Source organism: Telluria sp. B2 (genome assembly GCF_051789535.1).
In the GTDB taxonomy this organism is placed as follows: Bacteria; Pseudomonadota; Gammaproteobacteria; order Burkholderiales; family Burkholderiaceae_D; genus Telluria.
On sequence record NZ_CP196525.1, the window covers coordinates 4265515 to 4285751 of the forward strand.

Here is a 20237-nt window from a genome sequence, read left to right on the forward strand (position 1 = left end):
CGATCTTGTTTCCTGCTTGTTTCCTGCTTATTTCCTGCTTATTTCTGGGCGCCGTCCTGCGCCAGCGACTGCATCAGCTTGTTGATGCGCGGTCCCATGATCTGGTTGCTGAGCGCCATGCCCTCACCCATCAGTTTCGGGGTGGTCGCCAGCATCTTCTGGCCGACCGGGCTCTGGTAGAAGGCGTTCATCTGGCGCACTTCCTCGAGCGTATAGGTGTTGGCGTACAGCGGCACCATGGCGTCGAGCATCTCTTCCATCAGGACCGGATCGTTGAACAGCGCGTGCAGGGCCGCGCCGACCTTCGGAATCGCCTTTTCCAGCTCAGCCAGCTTGGCCTGCTTCGCCTTGGCATCGAGCTTCGGGTCGTTATTGATGGCGGCGGTGGCGCCGGCGCGCATGTTCTGCGGCAGGTTCGCTTCCATCTGGGCGAAGGTGGCCCGCATCAGCTCGCGGCACTTCATCGATTCGAACATCGAACGCACGGCGGTGCTGACTTGCGGGTCGACGGTCGGAGCGGCGGCGTAGGCGGGCACCGCGCCAGCCATGGCGATCACGGTAGCAAATGCTGCGAGGAATTTTTTCATGTTGTCGTCTCTTTCAGATGGCGGCTCTGGAGGCCGGTCGGTCAGTCAGAAATGAAAACGCCGCCTGCCGCAACACCCGTGAGGGCGTGCGCGCAGGCGGCATCCGGTAAAACAGCGAGCACGGCCGGGAGTGGATCGAATCGTTCAACAACACGCGTTCGCATCATGCCCGGCCCTCCCCTCATTGCGGCGGCTGTTCGAGTTCGACTTCCTCGAGATCGGTCTCGACGATACGCTGCAGGCCCGACAGCTTGGTGCCGTCCTCGACCGCGATCAGGGTCACGCCCTGGGTCGCACGACCCATCTCGCGGATCTCGGCCACGCGGGTACGGATCAGCACGCCACCGGTCGTGATCAGCATGATCTCGTCGTTGGCGTCGACCAGGGTCGCGGCCACGACCTTGCCGTTGCGCTCGCTGGTCTGGATCGCGATCATGCCCTTGGTGCCGCGGCCGTGGCGGGTGTACTCCGTGATCGGGGTACGCTTGCCGAAGCCGTTCTCGGTGGCGGTGAGCACCGACTGCTGCTCGTTCTCGGCCACCAGCAGCGCGATGACCTGCTGGCCCTCTTCCAGGTTCATGCCGCGCACGCCGCGCGCGGTACGCCCCATCGGACGCACGTCGTTCTCGTCGAAGCGCACGGCCTTGCCGGCGTCCGAGAACAGCATCACGTCGTGCTCGCCGTCGGTCAGGGCAGCGCCCACCAGCACGTCGCCCTCGTCCAGGTCGACCGCGATGATGCCGGCCTTGCGCGGGTTGCTGAAGTCCTTCAGCGGCGTCTTCTTGACGGTGCCCAGCGAGGTCGCCATGAACACGTAGTGGTCTTCCGGGAAGGTCCGGTTTTCGCCCGACAGCGGCAGCACCACGGTGATCTTCTCGCCGTCCTGCAGCGGGAACATGTTCACGATTGGTTTACCGCGCGAGTTGCGCGAGCCCTGCGGCACTTCCCACACCTTCAGCCAGTACAGGCGGCCGCGATTCGAGAAGCACAGGATATAGTCGTGCGTGTTGGCGATGAACAGCTGGTCGATCCAGTCCTCGTCCTTGGTCGCCATCGCCTGCTTGCCGCGCCCGCCGCGCTTCTGGGCGCGGTATTCGGAAATCGGCTGCGACTTCATGTAGCCGGTGTGCGAGAGCGTGACCACCATGTCCTGCGGGGTGATCAGGTCTTCGGTTTCCAGGTCGCTGGCGTTGTGCTCGATGGCCGAGCGGCGCGCGTCCTTGCCGTTCTCGGTGTAGTCGTTCTTGATTTGCGCCATCTCGTCGCTGATGATGGTCGTGACGCGCTCCGGGCGGGCCAGGATGTCGAGCAGGTCGGCGATGTGGGCCATCACTTCCTTGTACTCGTTGACGATCTTGTCCTGCTCCAGGCCGGTCAGGCGCTGCAGGCGCATCTGCAGGATTTCCTGGGCCTGCTCGTCGGACAGCTTGTACAGGCCGTCCTGCTGCATGCCGTAGTGCTTCGGCAGGTGCTCGGGGCGGAAGGCCTCGATGCCGCCGGCCGCGCCGGTCTCGGTGCGGTTGAGCATCTCGCGCACCAGGGACGAATCCCAGGCGCGCTGCATCAGTTCGACCTTTGCCACCGGCGGCGTCGGCGCGGCCTTGATGATGGCGATGAAGTCGTCGATGTTCGCCAGCGCGACAGCCAGGCCTTCCAGCATGTGCCCGCGCTCGCGCGCCTTGCGCAGTTCGAACACGGTGCGGCGGGTGACCACTTCGCGGCGGTGCGACAGGAAGCACTCGAGCATCTGCTTGAGGTTCAGCAGCTTCGGCTGGCCGTTGACCAGCGCCACCATGTTCATGCCGAAGGTGTCCTGCAGCTGGGTCTGCTTGTACAGGTTGTTCAGCACCACTTCCGGCACTTCGCCGCGCTTCAGTTCGATGACCACGCGCATGCCCGACTTGTCGGACTCGTCGCGGATGTCGGAAATGCCTTCGAGCTTCTTGTCGCGCACGTTCTCGGCGATACGCTCGAGCAGCGATTTTTTATTTACCTGATACGGCAGCTCGTCGATGATGATGGCCACGCGGCCGCCATCCTTGCCGTATTCCTCGAAGTGGGTCTTGGCGCGCATCACCACGCGGCCGCGGCCGGTGCGGTAGCCGTCGCGCACGCCCGAGACGCCGTAGATGATGCCGGCGGTCGGGAAGTCCGGCGCCGGGATCAGTTCGATCAACTCGTCGATCGTGCAGTCCGGATTGCGCAGCAGGTGCTGGGCGCCGTTGATGACTTCCGACAGGTTGTGCGGCGGGATGTTGGTCGCCATGCCGACCGCGATGCCCGAGGAGCCGTTGATCAGCAGGTTCGGGATCTTGGTCGGCAGGACCGTCGGTTCCTTTTCCTTGCCGTCGTAGTTCGGCTGGTAGTCGACCGTGTCCTTGTCGATGTCGGCCAGCAGTTCGCTCGAGATGCGATCCAGGCGGCACTCGGTGTAACGCATTGCCGCCGCGCTATCGCCGTCGATCGAACCGAAGTTGCCCTGCCCGTCGACCAGGGTGTAGCGCAGCGAGAAGTCCTGCGCCATGCGCACCAGCGTGTCGTAGATCGACGAGTCGCCGTGCGGGTGGTACTTACCCATGGTGTCACCGACCACGCGCGCGCACTTGACGTACGGGCGATTGTGCGCGTAGTTACTTTCGTGCATCGAATACAGGACGCGGCGGTGCACCGGCTTCAGGCCATCGCGCACATCCGGCAGCGCACGGCCCACGATCACGCTCATCGCGTAATCGAGATAGCTCTTGCGCATCTCTTCTTCGAGGGAAATTGGGACTGTTTCTTTTGCGAATTGATCCATTGGGCGGGTCGACTGCTTTCAGGCTGTGGTTATGAGTTGCAAGCGAAGGATTTTACCATGCGCGACCCCATAGCAGCGTAAATCGGAGGCAATACGCCTTGCCCGCCACCACCGCACAATTGATCATTTGACACATGCTTGTCATAAACCTTCGTCAAGCTTGCATGCTCTGCCAATGCATTGTTGCGCAGAAACAACGTGGAAAAATATGATGCACCGCAAATGGGCAGCGTGCGGTCGTGCGTCTGTAGCGTATGTGGCAAAATGGACGAGAAGTTAATTGCTTGTTTCACAATGCGAAACGGACGCAGCCATACAGATGTTAATATTCTGCATACGTCGCTGCGAATGGCTAGAGTTTCGCAACGGAAAGATATAAAAACCGAAAGGAAGAAAAATATGAAGAAGATTGCAACCCTCATGCTCGCAGCTTCGGCGGCGATCGCCGGCAGCGCCCTGGCCCAGAGCGCGCCGCCGTACGCTCCGCTGACGACCGACATCCAGGCGAACAAGCCGTACAGCGCGTACGTGCAGGATAGCCGCGGCGTGATCGCGCGCGATCCTTTCGGCCTGTGCTGGCGTACCGGCTACTGGACCCCGGCCGACGCGGTCCCGGGCTGCGACGCGCCGCTGTGCGTCCCGCCTGAAAAACTGGAAAACGGCAAGTGCGTCGCTCCGCCACCGCCACCGGTCGTGGAAGCCCCGGCTCCGGCCCCTGCCCCGGCTCCGGCTCCTGCACCAGTCCCGACCTCGGAAAAGGTGAGCTACTCGGCTGACGCCTTCTTCGACTTCGACAAGGCCGTCCTGAAGCCGGCAGGCAAGGCTTCGCTCGACGAGCTGACCTCGAAGCTGGGCGACATGAACCTGGAAGTCATCATTGCCGTCGGCCATACCGACTCGATCGGTACCGACGCCTACAACGACAAGCTGTCGATCCGCCGCGCCGAAGCCGTCAAGGCCTACCTGCAAGGCAAGGGCGTCGATGCGAACCGCATCTACACCGAAGGCAAGGGCGAGAAGCAGCCGGTTGCAGACAACAAGAGCTCGGCTGGCCGCGCGAAGAACCGCCGCGTCGAGATCGAAGTGGTCGGCACCCGTACCCGCCAGCAGCAGTAATCTCCAGCCGTATCCGGCCCGGCCGGATGCTGTAATCAAACCCCGCTGCGGCGGGGTTTTTTTCATCCCTCGCTTTTTTGTCGCTCGCCGTACCTCGCGGCGCGGTATTTCCCGTTATTATTCCGACCTATGACTACGAACGCCGACCCTCTTGAAATATCGAAATTCAGCGAACTGGCCCACCGCTGGTGGGACCCGACCTCCGAATTTCGCCCGCTCCACGAAATCAACCCGCTGCGCCTGGAATGGATCAATGCGCGCGCACCGCTGGCCGGCAAGAACGTGATCGACATCGGTTGCGGCGGCGGCGTGCTGTCCGAATCGATGGCGCGCAAGGGCGCCAAAGTCACCGGCATCGACCTGTCGAAGAAAGCCCTGAAGGTCGCCGACCTGCACAGCCTGGAATCGGGCGTCGAGGTCCGCTACAAGCACATCGCGGCCGAGGACATGGCGGCAGCCGAGCCGGGCCAGTTCGACGTCGTCACCTGCATGGAAATGCTCGAGCACGTGCCGGACCCGGCCTCGATCGTGCGCGCCGCCACCACCCTGGTGAAGCCCGGCGGCAAGGTCTTCTTCTCGACCATCAACCGCAACCCGAAGGCCTACCTGCTGGCCGTGATCGGCGCCGAATACGTGCTGCGCATGCTGCCGCGCGGCACCCACGACTACGGCAAGTTCATCACCCCGGCCGAACTGTCGCAGTTCGCGCGCGCCGCCGGCCTGCAGGTGGACAGCATGAAGGGCCTGAGCTACAACCCGCTCACCAAGATCTACTCGCTCAACAACGACACCGATGTGAACTACATGGTGGCGTGCACCAGACCGCTCGACTAAGACGCTCGACCAAGACCACCGATGACTTCCCCTGTTGTGACCCCGGCCCCGCGCGCCGTCCTGTTCGACCTCGACGGCACCCTGGCCGACACCGCGCCCGACCTGGCCGCCGCCGTCAACTGGCTGCGCACCGAGCGCGGCCTGGAACCGACCCCGTATGCCATCCTGCGCCCGACCGCCTCGGCCGGCGCGCGCGGCATGATCGGCGCCGCCTTCGGCCTCGCGCCGGGCGACGAAGGCTACGAGGAATTGCGCCTGCAATGGTTCGACCGCTACCAGGACAACATGGCGGTGGAGAGCACCCTGTTCCAGGGCGTCGATGCACTGTTGCAGGGCATCGAGGACGCCGGCATGGCCTGGGGCGTGGTCACCAACAAGCCGGCGCGCTTCACCGATCCCCTGATTCCGCAGATCCGGCTTGACCACGCGGGCTGTATCGTGTCAGGCGACACCATGCCCTTCCCCAAGCCCCATCCGGCCCCGCTGCTGGAAGGCGCGCGCCGCCTGGGGCTAGCGCCCGAGCACTGCTGGTACGCCGGCGACGACCTGCGCGACATCGAAGCCGGCCGCGCCGCCGGCATGGTGACCGTCGCCTGCGCCTGGGGCTACTGCGGCGCCATCGAACCCTCGACCTGGGGCGCCGACTACCTCTGCGCCACCCCGCTCGAGTTGCTCGACCTGCTGCGCTCGCTGCTCCCGTCCGAGATCCGGGCCACCTCGGCCGCCTGAGCGCAGGAACGTAGGGTGGACGGCTCCGCCGTCCACGCGTTCAACCCACTTTCGCAAACCATTTCGCTTCCAGGCTTACTGCGCACCAGTGCCGTAGGGTGGGCGCCCCGTGCCCACCATCCCATCGCTACCACGCTCTGTCGTTCTCACCCCACGCTTACATCTGATTACGACTGATACAGCCCAGTGTCTACCGTGTAACAGCCCCTTTCAGTAATCTGCATCCATCGAACAACGCAACACCACCTGGAGCAGAGAACATGACCACCACCCAAGCCACCACCCGCATTCATCCCCTGATGGCCGCCGCAGCCGCATCGGTGATCATCGTCAGCCTGACCGGCGCCGCCGCCATCACCGGCCTGCTGCCGAGCTCGCGCAGCGCTCCCGAAGCCCAGCCGGCGCTGACTCCGACCGCCGCCCTGCCGCTGGCCGCTGGCCAGGGCATCGCCCCGGCCGCAGCCCCGGTCGCCCAACTGCAGCAGGCCGCCCTGCCGGCCCAGCCGGTGGTGGTGACCGCAGCGCCAGGCACGACGACCTACGTCCAGGCAGCCAACGTCCCGGCCGGCAGCGCCGCCCCGGTGATCGTGGTGAAGCAGGAAGCAGCGCCGGTGGTGAAGCAGACCGTGGTCAAGGAAACGGTGGTACAGAAGCCGCGCGTGGTCGAGCACCGCCCTGCCCCGCAGCCGGTCCGCTACGCCGAGCCGACCTACCGCGCCGCGCCGCCTGCGCCGACGCCGGCACCGGTCCAGCAAGGTCCGAGCTACGTGGGCGTCGCCACCGGCGCCGTGATCGGCGGCCTGATCGGCAACCAGGTCGGCGGCGGCAACGGCAAGAAACTGGCGACGCTCGCCGGCGTCATCGGCGGCGGCTACCTCGGCAACGAGATCGCCAAGCGTAACGGCCAGTAAGCGCAGCGGCCAGCCTGGAAGGAACCGGGCTTGAAAAATCGCGGTTCCACCCCAGATAGGCTGTGTCGCGCCGATGGCACAACGATTTGAAACAGATCGTCACGCCACGGGGCGAAGGGTGCATCAGGCCGTACTCCCCGGTGCACTTGACACGAGTTTGGAGTACAATGAAGTTTCTTTCGCTGGGGGCGACCTGGTTTCGACGTGGGTTGCAAAGCAGCGCAGGGCATACCGAGGGCTGGTTACCTCGTAAATACACCCAGAAATCAATAACTGCAAACGATAACTCGTACGCACTCGCAGCCTAATCGCTGCTAGCTCTACACTACCTCGCCTCTGGGGTGGGCCGCAAGGCAAGTAGAGTCATTTACAGAGGCTAGGAATCACTCGGGTTACTTGGGTGCTTCCGAAATTTAAGGTAACTCGCCTGTACAAAGGGTGCACATCCCCGTTGTACAGGTTAAATTAATTGATAGTGCTAAGTATGTAGAACTGTCTGTAGAGTGCTTGCGGACGAGGGTTCGATTCCCTCCGCCTCCACCAGTATTCAAAAACAAAGCCCCGCCGGCGTAAGCCGGTGGGGCTTTGTTTTTGAATACTCGATGCGGACAGAGGGGATTGGATCCTCGTCCGGGACGGACGAGGGGCGAGCAGGGGTTTCGAGCTGCGCAGCAGCGAGCCTGCGAGCGACCGTGCGCCTCCGGGCGCGCGGGCTCTCCGATTCGGCTGACTAAAGGGAAATCGCGCAGCGATTTCTGGCCTTTCCCGCCTCCACCAAAATTCACTCCGATGCGGTTAGACCGTGTCCAAGAACCCGCCTCCGAGCGGGTTTTTTACTATGTAGGTCATCCATTAGATGGAGGTGGTGCTCAAGCGCACACTCACCATCTACAAGCGCTCGGCGCTTGACCTGCGGCTGCAAAACGATTGACCTCACCCAAATTGCAGTAAACACAACACAGCCAGAATGCCCCATCACCACGACGGAGGCATCATGGCAACGGACTACTACCTGCAGCTGGATGGCATCAAAGGCGAGTCGACGGACTCGAAGCACACCGCTTGGATCGAGTGCACCTCGGTCAACTGGTCCATCACCCAGCCCAAAAGCGCAACGGCCTCGACCGGCGGCGGCCACACCGCGGAGCGTGCCGAGCTCAGCGAAATCAGTATTACCAAGCTGGTTGACTTGGCCTCGCCAGTCCTGGCGCAGGTCTGCGCCTGTGGGAAGACGATCCCCAAAGCCAAGCTGGAAATGCAGCGCGCCGACGGCGCCGGCGAGCCGGTCAAGTATTTCGAGGTTGAGCTGGAAAACGTCCTGATCGCGCACATCGCACCCAGCTTCGGAGGCGGCGATTTCCCCGGTGAGAGCCTTGGCCTGAAATTCTCAAAGGTCCGCTGGAAGTACACCCAGCAGAAGATCGGCGGCGGCAGCAACGGCAATACCGCTGGCGGCTGGGACTTGGCCACGAACAGGATTGCGTGATGCGCGCGTCGCTCCTATTCGGGTTCCTGGTGGCCGCGCCCTGCATCGCCCAGCCGGGCACGCCGGCGCCGCAGATGACCGGCGAGGCTCTGGTCAAGCTGATGGGTAACGTGGACCCAGCGGACGTGTCGTGGTCACCTGAAAGCCCGTTCCGCACGCGTGCAATCGCCGCTGAATACATCGACATGTCGAACGGCGAACTAGTGCGCGGCTTCATTCAGGGCGTGCACGACGCAACCCAGGGCAAGGAGTGGTGCCCTAGCGCGCAGGTCTCCCCGTTGCCACACGAAATGGACGCGGATGCCCGGCGCACGCTACAGCGCCTGCCGCCCACCGAGCTCCGCCGCGGCGCTGCAGAGCTCATCGTCGCAGTCTGGCGCAAGACCTGGCCCTGCCCGGCAAATCAGCGGAGACCACGATGAAGGTACCGTATGCCAACTTGCGGATGCACTTCCCGGATACCGACAGCGTCGGCCGAGAGGAGCTCTATCACTGGATCGGGTATCCGGAGAATATCACCGACCCGAACTTCTACAACACATGCGCGATCCGCATGAGCCTTGCACTCCTCGGCGCTGGCTACCCCAACCCCGGCAGATGGCCGATCAAGGCCGGGAAATACCGAGGCCGGTCCATCGAGACGCGGCAACGCGCCCTGAGCGCATGGCTGGTGCGCCAAGTCGGGCAGCCCGTTAAATTCAAGAGCGGCCAGGAGGCCGAGCGCGCGATCGGGAGCCAGCAGGGCATTGTTTCCTTCTTCAGCATCTACGGCGACCAGAATCCCCAGGGGCACATCGCCATCGTGTCAAGGGATCGTTGGGGCCGGTATCTCCGTTGCGGAAATGAGATCAACGGCACGGCAACTGGCTGCTACTGGTCATCGCGCGAGGTATGGTTCTGGCCGCTGAAGTGACATCACTCAGGTGCTCTGGCTATATGCTGATCAACGATTACTACATCGTCCTGCGATTCTGCGGAGGCGAGGCGGAGTTAGAGGACAATGACCCGTCGCATTACCTCTATATCACCGAAGGCACGATGGTCGGGTAAGACGAAGCCGATCAGACTGTAGAAGTTGGCCGTTTCTGGCTGTTCTACATCGATGTGTGGGCCGCGGTGAACGCAGGGGCTTCGGTCTTCGATATCTTTGATTCCACCCAGGAGATTTACGACTACTATGTTGCCATTTTCGACGCGGCAACCTTAGACCCCTCTCCTGAGTTGCGACATCTGTTCAAGGACGAGGTCTGGCCTGGCAACACTCTCATCCTGGACTGCTTAGAGATACTGCCTGAATTCCGTGGCTACAACCTCGGCCTGGCTGTGATGCGACGGCTGATCGATAGATCTGGCGCTGGGGCGGCCGTCGTCGCGATGAAGCCATTCCCGCTACAGCATGAATACGCCCGAGCTGAGGAAAAAGTGCTCGAGTGGCAGCTGAAAATGAAATTTGACCACTTGGACCAGAACTTGCAGCGGGCCACTGCGAAGCTGAGGCGCCATTACGCCAGGTAATCCCCCCACAAAAAGAGCGCGATTAGAAGTAGAATTTTCTACTTAAGACACAGAAAGCTCTACATGAAGACGTCCCGCTTTACCGACAGCCAGATCATCGCCATCCTCAAACAGGCCGAAGCCGGCAGCCCTGTACCGGAGCTGTGCCGCGAGCACGGCATCAGCAACGCCACGTTCTACAAGTGGCGTTCCAAGTTCGGTGGCATGGATGCCTCCTTGATGGCACGCATGAAGGAGCTGGAGGAGGAAAACCGGCGCCTCAAGAAGATGTACGTCGAGGAGCGCCTGAAGGCCGAGATCGTTGCGGAGGCGCTCACAAAAAAATGGTAGCGCCATCTCAACGGCGGGAGATGGCGCGATGGGCCGTGGCCGAGCGGTCAGCCACGATCAAGTTAGCATGTGGGGCGTTTGGCATCAGCCAGACCTGCTACCGGTACAAGGCCAAGCTGGACGCGGAAAACGTCCTCATTGCCGACTGGCTGGTACGGCTAACGAACAACCAGCGCAATTGGGGCTTCGGCTTGTGCTTCCTGTACCTGCGCAACGTCAAGGGCTTCAAATGGAACCACAAGCGCGTCTACAGGATTTACCGCGAGCTCGAGCTGAACTTGCGGATCAAGCCGCGCCATCGCCTGGTGCGCGAGAAGCCGCTGCCGCTGACGGTGCCGACCGCGATCAACCAGAGCTGGTCGATGGACTTCATGCATGATCAGCTTGCCGATGGGCGCAGCATCCGCTTGTTCAATGTGATTGATGACTTCAACCGCGAAGGCCTGGGCATTGAGGTCGACTTCTCGCTGCCGTCCGAGCGCGTGATACGCTCGCTCGACCGGATTATCGAATGGCGCGGCAAGCCAGAAGCCATCCGCTGCGACAACGGCCCTGAATACATCAGCGCAGTGACCTTGGCCTGGGCCGCAAAGCGCGGGATGAATCGCCACGAGTTCAGTAGACACTCCTGAGCCTATAATTGTAGGTTCAAGGAGAAAGTATGAGCGGCAAGCGGTATCCCGAAGAATTCAAGATCGAAGCAGTCAAGCAAGTGACGGAGCGTGGCCATCCGGCCACCGAGGTCGCGGCACGCCTGGGCGTGAGTTCGCACAGCCTATACCAGTGGGTAAAGCGGTACAGCGCACCGCCGGCCGAGAGACAGAAAGCTGACGACCAGCAGGCGGAGATGAAGCGCCTGAAGGCCGAGCTGAAACGCGTTACCGAGGAGCGCGACATCTTAAAAAACCGCCCCACACGGTTGCCCGTGGCCCTCATGAATAGAAACTCCAGGCGAGTACACTACATGCACGCAGGACTGTGGCCGTAAGCTTTTTGGAGGCTTGACCCCGTGAAAAAACCTGGCCCAGGGGAAGCTGCGGACTCATCTGTGGCGGCGCTGTCAGGCGACCCCGTTTAGGAAGTTGATCAAATCCGAGTCCCCGTCCTGTTCCTGAATCAGGAGGTGGACTATGCCGAAATCCAGATCAACATCGAAGCCCGCTGGGCTGCCGATCATTCATCCCTTCGCCGCCGGCATTGATATCGGCTCGCGCTTCCACGTTGCCGCCGTCAGTCCGGATCTTTGCGACGAGCCGGTGCAGACGTTCCAGGCCTTCACCAGCGATCTGGAACGCATGGCCGACTGGCTGGTCGCTACCGGTACAAAAACCGTGGTAATGGAGTCGACCGGCGTCTACTGGGTCGCCGCTTTCGAGGTTCTCGAATCGCGCGGCCTCGAGGTCATTCTGGCCAATGCCCGCGAAGCGCGTGCGGTTCCGGGCAGGAAGAGCGACGTCAACGATGCGCAATGGCTACAGCGACTGCATGCGTGTGGGCTGCTACGTGCCAGTTTTCGTCCTGGCCGAGATATTGCCGAGTTGAGAGCCTACCTGCGTGCACGCGAGCGACATACCGATTACGCCGCAGCGCATATCCAACACATGCAGAAGGCACTGACCTTCATGAATATCCAGCTTCATCATGTGATCGCTACAATTACCGGTGTGACCGGAATGCGGATCATCCGCGCCATCGTCGCCGGCGAGCGCGACCCGGACAAGCTCGCTGCGATGCGCGACGTGCGCTGCAAGGAAAGCATTGAGACAATCCGCGCCGCTCTCGTCGGCAATTATCAGCCCGAGCATGTGTTTGCGTTAAAACAGGCGCTTGCACTCTACGATTTCTACCAGCAGTGCATCGATGAATGTGATGCCGAAATCGAACGCACAGTCGCGGGACTGAACGTCGAAAGACCGGCGCCAGAGGCACCGTTGCCCAAGGCCAAACACCGAAACAAGATGCCGAGCGATCCCAACTTCGACGTACGCTCGGCCATGTACCAGCTCGCCGGCACCGACCTCACCCAGATCCACGGCATCGGACCATTCCTGGCGCTGCGCCTGATCGGCGAATGCGGTACCGACCTCAGCCGCTGGCGCACAGCGAAGCACTTCACCTCATGGCTCACGCTGTCGCCAGGTTGCAAGATCAGCGGCGGCAAGGTCTTGTCGTCACATACAAGGAAGACCAGCTGTCGGATCACCGTGGCACTGCGGCTTGCAGCAGTCACCGTCGGCCGCAGCAATACTGCGCTTGGCGCGTTCTATCGACGGCTCGCCGGGCGCATTGGCAATGCCAAGGCCGTAACCGCAACAGCACGCAAGATTGCGGTCCTGTTCTACAACGCGATGCGATACGGCATGGATTACCGCGACCCCGGGGCGGACCACTACGAACAACAATATCGTGACCGGGTGATCAAACAACTGCATCGGCGCGCTGCACAATTCGGCTACGCGCTGCAACCACAGAAGGTCCTAGCCTGAAAACGAGTTTCTTAGGAAGGCCGCGGTGTACTTTGCCAAGACGTCCGGGTAAGGTACACCTTAATTGCTCAGTTACAGGACCAATTCCCGGTGCGCCGGCTGTGCAAAGTGCTCGAGGTGCATCCCAGCGGTTTCTATGCCTGGCGTGCCGAGCCGGAAAGCGATCGGGCCCAGGAAGACCGGCGCCTGCTCGGGCACATCAAGCAGTCATGGCTGGAAAGCGGCGCGGTGTACGGCTACAGGAAAGTCTCGGACGACCTGCGCGATCTGGGCGAGCAATGCGGCATCAATCGTGTTCATCGAATCATGCGCGCCGCTGGCCTGCACTCGCAAACAGGCTATGGCAAGCGCCGCTTCAAACGCGGCGGCGCTCCGTCCGTGGTGGCACCCAACCACCTGCAGCGGCAGTTCGATGTGACTGAGCCAAACAAGGTCTGGGTTACGGACATCACGTACATCCGCACGCATGAGGGTTGGTTGTACCTGGCCGCGGTGCTCGACCTGTTTTCACGCCAGGTCATCGGATGGTCGATGGGGTCGAGGATGGATCGCGAGCTGGCCTTGAACGCTCTGCTGATGGCTGTCTGGCGACGCCAGCCCAAGCAAACCGTCATGGTTCATTCGGATCAGGGCAGTCAGTTCAGCAGCTACGACTGGCGCGATTTTCTGAAAGCCCACAACCTCGAACAGAGCATGAGCCGACGTGGCAACTGCCACGACAACGCTGTCGCAGAGAGCTTTTTCCAGCTACTGAAGCGGGAGCGCATTCGCCGCCGAATCTACGCTACCCGCGACGAGGCCAGGCAAGACATCTTCGACTATATCGAGATGTTCTACAATCCGAAGCGCCGGCACAGCTTCAGCAATGACATGTCACCGGTCGAGTACGAAAAGCAGTATTTCCAGCGGCTCTCGAGTGTCTAGAGAAGCCGTGGCGATTCAGCTGGACTTTTACGGGTTCCCAATCGCCCGGGTCCTCACAGGTCATCCTGTAACTCAGCAGAGCTAGTGCTTCCTCTTTCGGAATGTCGTTCATGGTCTTTTATTGTGAGCTCACAACCAACTTCGTACTCCACCATGGTGTGAATACGTCCCCCGCCGATTCTGGCTAAAGCTGTACGTGCCATCCCGACACTTCGCACTGGCGCCGGCCGGCGCTACGTCCCCCTGCGTCTTCGATGGCGAATGAACTCTACGCCCGTCCCTCGTCGTATAGTGGCGACGCGATAACAGTTGTTCCTCATCCGGCTCAGCGCGTGGATGTAGAGCCTGCTTCTGCTCGGCTGGCTCGACGAGCTGGTAACGTGGCAGCGGTGCCTGATCTGGAGCTCGCTGTGCGTGAGCGAGCGACGAGGCAAGTGCAAGCGCGAGCAAGACAGCGGACAAGGTTCTCATTTGGTCTCCAGGCGGCATCTAGGCGTGCCGTGTCGCTGTCGAGTATATCCAGCTAGCAACCGTTGTAAACTCACAAATTGTTGCGTCACCGGGGTTATCGCATTCAGTACCGCGTACCGTTGAACAAGCTCACCTAAGAGAGTTGGCCCGGCGGTACCGTGTCGGCATGAAAGCACGTACCGACATCGTCACCGCCGGCAGAGTCGACCAGGCCCTAATCCTACTTCCGGCGATCACTTGGTTAGCGGCGTCCTGCATGCTCGCGGCCAGCGGCGTGCCGGCGGACGTAGCGGCACGGGTGCTGGCTTTGCCTGGCGCGCGGCGCGTACCAGTCGAGTGCGTGATTGATCTGGCCGCGTCTCGTCGTTGACCTGCCGCTCAAGCCTCCCTCTTCTGCCTAAAGGTGCCAGTTCGCCACGCCCCCCGCTCCAATTGATTGCGTCGAGTGATGCGGCCCCTATGTCCGCTCAGCCCCCGTCCCAGCACCTAATGCTCGTGTGGTGGTGCTATATCCGACAGGCCCAGCCCGAGGTCGTGTGCCGCAAGATGAGCATTGCGCATAGCAGTGTCGGTCTTCGTCGAGCAGTCCCGGACGGCTCAGCAAGCGATAGAAGCTGTAGCTAAGGCAAAGTAAACTCGCCCTCGCCTCCCACTGATCTAAAGCCGTAGGTACAATGTTGACATTTATTTACGGCAAGAATATGAGCCCAAATCCTAAACTGCTGTACCACTATACAAATCAGATCGGCCTACTCGGAATCCTTTCGAGGAAGCAGATATGGGCAACTAGCATTCATTACCTAAATGACACGCAAGAGTTCTGGCACGCATTCGAAATGGCAAAGGTCGCAATTGCGTCGCGCATCCGTGCAGGCACCGATCCGCGTCAAGTCGGGATGCTCAGCGAGCTTCGTGAAGAGATAAGTACGCTGCTCGCCGTCAGGACCTGCGTTGCATCTTTTTCGGCCCATCGCGACTCGCTTGGACAATGGAGGGGCTACGTTGGCAACCAACCAGGATTTGCTATTGGATTTAACTTTGGAAAACTGCAGGAGATAGCCAGCGCTGCCGGAGCGGAGCTCCACCCCTGCATCTATGAAAAGGATGAGCAAAAGCGCGTAGTTGCTGAGCTAGTAGAGAGCATTCTTTCCAAAGAATACGGGGTCATAGACCAGATGAGTAGCGTCTCAACGCTCGACGATACCTCTTCCGATTCAGATGAATACGAACATCTCCCGCACTACGAAATTCCAGCCTACTGTACGGACTTTGAAAACCGTCTGATCGAAGCTGCGCCGCTGTTGAAGCATTCGGCGTTTCACGCAGAGAAAGAATGGCGCATTGTCTATCATCCTAAATCTGATAACGTGCGCTTACCGCTGAAACACAGACCGGGCCAGTCGATGCTAATACCATACGTTGAAATTGATCTGTTACAAGACGGCCTAGTGTCGTGCATTGAAGAGATCGTGGTCGGCCCGTGTGCCTATCCAGAGTTGTCTTGCGATTCGCTGCGTGAGCTACTTCGAGCGACTGAGAAGCTCAAGCATTCTGTAATAATCGGGAATAGCAGAGCCCCTTTCCGATACTGGTAAATCTCTAGAAAGCCGGAAAAATCAGCAGTTCCTCGTAGCATTCCAACAACGTAGAGGATTGGAGACATCGAAGTCATCAGGGGGTAACTTTTGGGGTAACTCTACACTTACCAGCTGCAGAACCTTAGAGACTGTTTGAAAACTCGATACGGCCGAGATCTTCTTGCTGCTGTCTAGGCAAGCGCGCAATCTGCTTCTGATTCATCTAAGAGCGCCGTAACGAAATTGCGCCGAAGGGCATTGCTCTAGAGTTATCAAACCGTCTCTTAGCATCCATGCGGGTTACAAAAGATTATTCGGTGGACTCCGCTTCCACCAAAATTCCGCTAACCCGCTGATTCGTCAGCGGGTTTTCTTTTTTCTGCCCTATGGTCGTAGCTTGTCACCCCAAGTCAGCATCCCAACCAAGACAGAATGGCATTTACACTCCGTTCGCATCTGGACCGCGCCCGGGGCGGTTTCTGCACGTTCGTACGCCCTTTCCGAGACCTCCGCCAGCATTTTACCGTTTGCGAAATTTATCGGAGTCTCTCCACCTCAAGCGCGCGCGAGGTAGCGTCAGCCGCCCAAGCTCTTTCACACGCCACAAAAAGGCTTTTTCTTGATCGTCATAGGGAACCTATGTCCGACGAGAAAAAAAACGCTCCTTAGCCCACTTGAGAGCTTCGCGATGGGGCTTTCAATGGAACCGCATCTGGACGACATGTCCCATCCAAAAAGGAGAAAACTGTGCCCCGTGATGCCCATCAGTGCAAAAACTGAGATGTAATTGACAATCGGCTTAGAGGGCAGTCTGAAACGCGTTTTCAAACGCGCATAATTTTCAACATAACCCGCGATACCCGCAGGAACGTAAGCCCCGCATATATAGCGAACCATATCCACAGCGAAGAATAAATTTGCTTCACCACCGAGGCACTGCTAATAAGAGCAAACCCAATCAGGTTAAGCAGACAAAATATGAAGCCGCTTAATAATGCAGAGGAAATATACGAAATCAGGTCGTCAATATACCCGGTGGAGCGTAGCCGTCCCATTACGCTATCGCTCGGCAAAGCCATTAATATCGCTTGAGCGGTCGCAATAAAGCCGGTTAACACAGCCCCCATGCTTAATGCAGCCGCAAAAAATTCTTTTTCGTCTGCCGGCAAATGGAATCCGAAACGCTGAAAAAGGTACGCCCAAGCGATGCCGGCTGTGAGGCCGATCACCAGCGGATGCCATTTTTCAAATCTCAGCCCCATTTAGAATATCACCCGATAATGTCCTGCCAGCCCCGACGAGCACGCAGTAAACCGTCCCAGCGCGATCGCTTCGTATAACGTCGATCATCGCCGAGCATCAGCTGATCGACCGTCACTTCGAGCTTAGGCGCGATCATATTAATAGCGTCAGCTTTGTCTAAAGCGTCAACTTTACCATTAACCACGAACTGCGATACGACTCGTGTGCCCTCTTCCTGGTCAGCAGCAACCATACGTTTTAAAGCATCGATTGTGGCGAAAACCTTTTGTGTAACTAGATTTTCACGTGGGGCTGCTGCAATTTTGACCTCAATCGTATTACCGTGCTGCTCGGCATTAAGTCGCAACACTTGATCAAGACTCACATTCGCGGCTCGATGAGCGGCGGTCATTTTCCCTGGTGCAATTTTAAAACTAAGCTTGGTAATAAAATTTTTCTGTGCAAGTTTAATTTCCGATGTTGCATCAAGCTTCATCACCATTTCATAACCACGAACTGCGCCAGGATCGTGGTCTAAAACGTTGAAATAATTTTCGATAGCCGATGCTCGTACCCCGTGATGGTTGTACTGAACAAGAATGTATCCGGTTTCGACATCGTATAGCGCAGCAGTTTCCTCGCCAAACCCTTCATCTTCGCCTAGGTCGAAGCCAGCAATCGCGGTGCGCTTCCCTACACGGCCGGGACCATGCTCGAATCGCAGCTTCACAAAATCAAGAAGCCAATAAGGTGATGCGTTGTTCTCGCTGTTGGGCGGCTCGACGTGGTCCAATCGCATCTCGCCATAAGAAATACGCCGAATACGCGCCTCGAGCGGCAAATCAGAAACTCCCTGCAGCAAATCTGGTAACGGCATTGCATTTGCGCTTCTGGTCACCTGAGCGCGCCGCCCATGGCCACGCGTTCCATTTGGGCAACTGCAAACGCAGGGACTACGGCAATCCGGGAAGACGCTGTGGCTAGCATCCATGAACCGCAGAAACATTGGCGGAAACAGTGTATCGTCGAGCTGCGATCCCTGCACGCCGTGATGGCCAGCTTTAGAGCTATCTCACATCACTAGGGACCGCCAACTTGCGTTATTTTACTTAAACTTCACTTTGCGGCCCCACGCCAACGCTAACGCTTGGTAACGTCAAGCATATTAACCGCAGTGGGTAGAAAGAAAAACGCGCCCGAGCCGGGCGCGCGATACATCACAAACTTACATCAGGAACTCGGCCCCATATCCGCCCCCTGCGCATCCACCCTGAGCGCCTTGAACAAGGCCTCGTTAAACGCCGGAATATCATCCGGCTTGCGGCTCGTGATCAGCTTCTCGTCGATGACCACTTCCTGGTCGACCCACTCGGCCCCGGCTGCCCGCATGTCGTCCTGGATCTCCGGATAGCTGGTCAGGTTCTTCGACTCGGCAATCCCCGCATCGATCAGCACCCATGGCCCATGGCAGATCGCGGCGATCGGCTTGTCGGTCGCGTAGAACTCGCGAACGAAGGCGACCGACGCCTCGTCCTTGCGCAGCTGCTTCGGATTTTCCTCCCCGCCCGGCAGCAGCAGCGCATCGAAGTCGGCCGGCTGCGCGTCCTTGATGTTCATCTCGACCTTGAACTTGTCGCCCGGCGTGTCGTGGTTCACGCCCTGCACCTCTTCGCCCACGGCCTTCGGCGAGATCAGGATCACCTGGGCGCCCTGCTGTTCCAGGAAGCTGCGCGGCCCGGTGTATTCGACCTGCTCCACGCCATCGGTCATCAGCACGGCGACGCGCTTGCCATGCAGCGTGCGCGATACATCGACGCCTTCGTCCGGCAGATCGACGCCCCCATGAATATTTTGCTCCATACAACCTCCGCTATAAACAAAATGTGAATCATTTGTTATCGATTGTAGGAGGACGCATGCGTACACGGCGCGCGCTTCGGACTTTATTCCAGGCCGAGTGCGCGCAGCCGGGCGCGCAGGCGCCTCACCTCGTCGGCCAGGTCGATGACGAGCGCGGCCAGTTCCTCGTCGGCGTCGAAATGCCGTTCCAGCTCGAGCAGCCGGCGCGCCCGCGCCAGGTCGCTGCTGCGGAAACGCCAGCGCGCCACTTCCAGCGCCGGCGCCGCGCCCAGCACGCCCGCCTGCACATGGCGCACCACCCAGTCCGGCTCGACGCTGCATGCACGCGCGAGCTCGTCCAGGCTCAGCGCCACCTCATCGATCAACACCCCAGTCAGCGTGTCGTTCGCAAACATCGTTCACCTCCTCAAGCGGATCTCGGATTGAAAGCCAGGTCGCGCGCCATTGCCTGGTAGATCGCGCGCGCCTTGTCGCTGTTCGCCGGCGGCAGCACGACGTCGAGGATGAGGTAGAGGTCGCCGGGCGGATTGGCGGGAATGCCCCTGCCCTTCAGGCGCAGCTTGCGCCCGCTCTGCGAGCCCGCAGGCACCGACACCTCGACCGTGCCCGAGGGCGTCGGGACCGCCACCTTCTCGCCGAGGGCGGCTTCCCAGGGCGTTACCGGCACGTTCGCGTAGACGTGGGTGCCCTCGACGCGGTAGCGCGGGTCGGGTGCGAACTGGATTTCCAGGTAGAGGTCGCCCGGCGGGCCGCCGCCGTGCCCCTCGTGCCCCTGCCCGGCAAGCCGGAGCTGCTGGCCCGGGGTCACGCCGCGCGGGATGGTGACGTTGAGCTTTTTCTCCTGCATGCTTGCGCGCCCCGGGCCTTCCTGGCGCGGCACGCGCAGGCTCACCGTGCGCGTCGCGCCCTGGTAGGCATCGATCAGGTCGATCGTGATCGCGGCGTGGATATCATCGCCGCGCATCTGGAAGCTGCCGCCCCCACGGCGTGTGCGGCCGACGTGGGCAAACAGGTCGGCGAAGAAGTCGTCCGCGCCGGCGCCTGCGAAATCGTATTGCTCGCCCCAGTCGGGCGGCGGACGGAACTGCTCGCCGGCATGGTAGCCACGGCCGAGCTCATCGTAGGCCGCGCGCTTTTCCGCGTTGCCGAGTACTTCGTAAGCTTCGTTGATTTCCTTGGTCTTCTGGTCCGCATCCTTGTGCTTGCTGACATCGGGATGGTACTTGCGCACCATCTTGCGGTACGCCTTCTTGATGTCGTCCGCGGATGCATTCCTGTCGACGCCAAGGGTCTGGTAATAGTCCTTGTATTCCACAGCGCACTCCCGCAATTGTCTTCATGGTCGCAACGCACCCGTGTCGAACGATGCCCA

18 protein-coding genes, 1 other RNA gene and 3 pseudogenes are annotated in these 20237 nt (G+C 60.2%); 14 read left to right on the forward strand and 8 right to left on the reverse strand.

Going from position 1 to position 20237, the window contains the following annotated elements:
- Positions 1-38 precede the first annotated feature (38 nt).
- Both ACSUZJ_RS18900 and gyrA read right to left on the reverse strand, forming a co-directional pair.
- Positions 39-587: a DUF2059 domain-containing protein gene (locus ACSUZJ_RS18900; protein WP_499410731.1), complete on the reverse strand. Its 549-nt coding sequence runs from the start codon at positions 585-587 to the stop codon at positions 39-41.
- A gap of 181 nt (positions 588-768) precedes the next feature.
- Positions 769-3384, reverse strand: a complete 2616-nt coding sequence (gyrA, locus tag ACSUZJ_RS18905) for a DNA gyrase subunit A (RefSeq protein WP_499410732.1) — start codon at positions 3382-3384, stop codon at positions 769-771.
- A 399-nt stretch (positions 3385-3783) separates the two neighbouring features.
- Here gyrA and ompA point away from each other — a divergent pair, with 399 nt between their 5' ends.
- The 13 genes and pseudogenes from ompA to ACSUZJ_RS18970 form a co-directional block, all read left to right on the forward strand.
- A complete protein-coding gene (gene ompA, locus ACSUZJ_RS18910) occupies positions 3784-4500 on the forward strand; it encodes an outer membrane protein OmpA (RefSeq protein ID WP_499410733.1) in 717 nt (238 codons plus the stop codon).
- A 129-nt stretch (positions 4501-4629) separates the two neighbouring features.
- Positions 4630-5334 carry a bifunctional 2-polyprenyl-6-hydroxyphenol methylase/3-demethylubiquinol 3-O-methyltransferase UbiG gene (gene ubiG, locus ACSUZJ_RS18915; protein ID WP_499410734.1) on the forward strand — a complete coding sequence of 235 codons (705 nt, stop codon included), beginning with the start codon at positions 4630-4632 and terminating at the stop codon, positions 5332-5334.
- A 21-nt stretch (positions 5335-5355) separates the two neighbouring features.
- Positions 5356-6063: an HAD family hydrolase gene (locus ACSUZJ_RS18920; protein ID WP_499410736.1), complete on the forward strand. Its 708-nt coding sequence runs from the start codon at positions 5356-5358 to the stop codon at positions 6061-6063.
- Between the two features lie 260 nt (positions 6064-6323).
- Entirely contained in the window at positions 6324-6974 is a 651-nt protein-coding gene (locus tag ACSUZJ_RS18925; RefSeq protein ID WP_499410738.1) for a glycine zipper 2TM domain-containing protein, read from the forward strand.
- A gap of 184 nt (positions 6975-7158) precedes the next feature.
- Positions 7159-7517: a transfer-messenger RNA gene (ssrA, locus tag ACSUZJ_RS18930) on the forward strand.
- 451 nt (positions 7518-7968) lie between these two features.
- The gene (locus ACSUZJ_RS18935) at positions 7969-8460 is read left to right on the forward strand and encodes an Hcp family type VI secretion system effector (protein WP_499410740.1); all 492 of its coding nucleotides are present in this window, start codon (positions 7969-7971) and stop codon (positions 8458-8460) included.
- A complete protein-coding gene (locus tag ACSUZJ_RS18940) occupies positions 8460-8882 on the forward strand; it encodes a Rap1a/Tai family immunity protein (RefSeq protein WP_499410742.1) in 423 nt (140 codons plus the stop codon). The genes ACSUZJ_RS18935 and ACSUZJ_RS18940 overlap by 1 nt, the downstream gene beginning before the upstream one ends.
- Positions 8879-9373, forward strand: coding sequence for a T6SS effector amidase Tae4 family protein (locus ACSUZJ_RS18945; RefSeq protein ID WP_499410744.1), 495 nt, complete (start codon positions 8879-8881; stop codon positions 9371-9373). The genes ACSUZJ_RS18940 and ACSUZJ_RS18945 overlap by 4 nt, the downstream gene beginning before the upstream one ends.
- A gap of 203 nt (positions 9374-9576) precedes the next feature.
- Positions 9577-9975 carry a hypothetical protein gene (locus ACSUZJ_RS18950; protein WP_499410746.1) on the forward strand — a complete coding sequence of 133 codons (399 nt, stop codon included), beginning with the start codon at positions 9577-9579 and terminating at the stop codon, positions 9973-9975.
- A gap of 63 nt (positions 9976-10038) precedes the next feature.
- Positions 10039-10907 (forward strand): annotated as a pseudogene (locus tag ACSUZJ_RS18955) (IS3 family transposase); the annotation flags it as partial.
- 59 nt (positions 10908-10966) lie between these two features.
- Positions 10967-11209 (forward strand): annotated as a pseudogene (locus tag ACSUZJ_RS18960) (transposase); the annotation flags it as partial.
- 226 nt (positions 11210-11435) lie between these two features.
- Entirely contained in the window at positions 11436-12791 is a 1356-nt protein-coding gene (locus ACSUZJ_RS18965) for an IS110 family RNA-guided transposase (protein WP_499410748.1), read from the forward strand.
- Positions 12792-12806: 15 nt separating this feature from the next.
- Positions 12807-13715, forward strand: a pseudogene (locus tag ACSUZJ_RS18970) (IS3 family transposase); the annotation flags it as partial.
- A 129-nt stretch (positions 13716-13844) separates the two neighbouring features.
- Here the strand turns inward: ACSUZJ_RS18970 and ACSUZJ_RS18975 are convergent.
- Positions 13845-14204 (reverse strand): DUF3761 domain-containing protein, encoded by a 360-nt coding sequence (locus tag ACSUZJ_RS18975; RefSeq protein WP_499410750.1) that lies wholly within the window; start codon positions 14202-14204, stop codon positions 13845-13847.
- 656 nt (positions 14205-14860) lie between these two features.
- Between ACSUZJ_RS18975 and ACSUZJ_RS18980 the strand changes: the two genes are divergently transcribed.
- Positions 14861-15781 carry a DUF2971 domain-containing protein gene (locus ACSUZJ_RS18980; RefSeq protein WP_499410752.1) on the forward strand — a complete coding sequence of 307 codons (921 nt, stop codon included), beginning with the start codon at positions 14861-14863 and terminating at the stop codon, positions 15779-15781.
- A gap of 806 nt (positions 15782-16587) precedes the next feature.
- Here the strand turns inward: ACSUZJ_RS18980 and ACSUZJ_RS18985 are convergent.
- The 5 genes from ACSUZJ_RS18985 to ACSUZJ_RS19005 all read right to left on the reverse strand — a co-directional run bounded on the left by ACSUZJ_RS18985 (position 16588) and on the right by ACSUZJ_RS19005 (position 20180).
- Positions 16588-17025, reverse strand: a complete 438-nt coding sequence (locus ACSUZJ_RS18985; RefSeq protein ID WP_499410754.1) for a hypothetical protein — start codon at positions 17023-17025, stop codon at positions 16588-16590.
- Positions 17026-17033: 8 nt separating this feature from the next.
- On the reverse strand, positions 17034-17882 hold the full coding sequence (locus ACSUZJ_RS18990) for a DUF6731 family protein (RefSeq protein ID WP_499410756.1): 849 nt from the start codon (positions 17880-17882) through the stop codon (positions 17034-17036).
- Between the two features lie 353 nt (positions 17883-18235).
- Entirely contained in the window at positions 18236-18865 is a 630-nt protein-coding gene (locus ACSUZJ_RS18995; protein WP_499410758.1) for a type 1 glutamine amidotransferase domain-containing protein, read from the reverse strand.
- An 83-nt stretch (positions 18866-18948) separates the two neighbouring features.
- Positions 18949-19260 (reverse strand): chaperone modulator CbpM, encoded by a 312-nt coding sequence (locus tag ACSUZJ_RS19000; RefSeq protein ID WP_499410760.1) that lies wholly within the window; start codon positions 19258-19260, stop codon positions 18949-18951.
- 11 nt (positions 19261-19271) lie between these two features.
- Positions 19272-20180 carry a DnaJ C-terminal domain-containing protein gene (locus ACSUZJ_RS19005; RefSeq protein ID WP_499410762.1) on the reverse strand — a complete coding sequence of 303 codons (909 nt, stop codon included), beginning with the start codon at positions 20178-20180 and terminating at the stop codon, positions 19272-19274.
- Positions 20181-20237 lie beyond the last annotated feature (57 nt).

Excerpts from the sequence above, each read along its gene's own strand:
- ACSUZJ_RS18975 (WP_499410750.1), bottom strand. The coding sequence starts at position 14,204 with ATGCCGCCTGGAGACCAAATGAGAACCTTGTCCGCTGTCTTGCTCGCG.
- ACSUZJ_RS18985 (WP_499410754.1), bottom strand. The coding sequence starts at position 17,025 with ATGGGGCTGAGATTTGAAAAATGGCATCCGCTGGTGATCGGCCTCACA.
- gyrA (WP_499410732.1), bottom strand. The coding sequence starts at position 3,384 with ATGGATCAATTCGCAAAAGAAACAGTCCCAATTTCCCTCGAAGAAGAG.
- ACSUZJ_RS18945 (WP_499410744.1), top strand. The coding sequence starts at position 8,879 with ATGAAGGTACCGTATGCCAACTTGCGGATGCACTTCCCGGATACCGAC.
- ACSUZJ_RS18995 (WP_499410758.1), bottom strand. The coding sequence starts at position 18,865 with ATGGAGCAAAATATTCATGGGGGCGTCGATCTGCCGGACGAAGGCGTC.
- ACSUZJ_RS18925 (WP_499410738.1), top strand. The coding sequence starts at position 6,324 with ATGACCACCACCCAAGCCACCACCCGCATTCATCCCCTGATGGCCGCC.
- ACSUZJ_RS18965 (WP_499410748.1), top strand. The coding sequence starts at position 11,436 with ATGCCGAAATCCAGATCAACATCGAAGCCCGCTGGGCTGCCGATCATT.
- ACSUZJ_RS19000 (WP_499410760.1), bottom strand. The coding sequence starts at position 19,260 with ATGTTTGCGAACGACACGCTGACTGGGGTGTTGATCGATGAGGTGGCG.
- ACSUZJ_RS18900 (WP_499410731.1), bottom strand. The coding sequence starts at position 587 with ATGAAAAAATTCCTCGCAGCATTTGCTACCGTGATCGCCATGGCTGGC.
- ACSUZJ_RS18935 (WP_499410740.1), top strand. The coding sequence starts at position 7,969 with ATGGCAACGGACTACTACCTGCAGCTGGATGGCATCAAAGGCGAGTCG.
- ompA (WP_499410733.1), top strand. The coding sequence starts at position 3,784 with ATGAAGAAGATTGCAACCCTCATGCTCGCAGCTTCGGCGGCGATCGCC.
- ACSUZJ_RS18990 (WP_499410756.1), bottom strand. The coding sequence starts at position 17,882 with ATGCCGTTACCAGATTTGCTGCAGGGAGTTTCTGATTTGCCGCTCGAG.
- ACSUZJ_RS18940 (WP_499410742.1), top strand. The coding sequence starts at position 8,460 with ATGCGCGCGTCGCTCCTATTCGGGTTCCTGGTGGCCGCGCCCTGCATC.
- ubiG (WP_499410734.1), top strand. The coding sequence starts at position 4,630 with ATGACTACGAACGCCGACCCTCTTGAAATATCGAAATTCAGCGAACTG.
- ACSUZJ_RS18980 (WP_499410752.1), top strand. The coding sequence starts at position 14,861 with ATGTTGACATTTATTTACGGCAAGAATATGAGCCCAAATCCTAAACTG.
- ACSUZJ_RS18920 (WP_499410736.1), top strand. The coding sequence starts at position 5,356 with ATGACTTCCCCTGTTGTGACCCCGGCCCCGCGCGCCGTCCTGTTCGAC.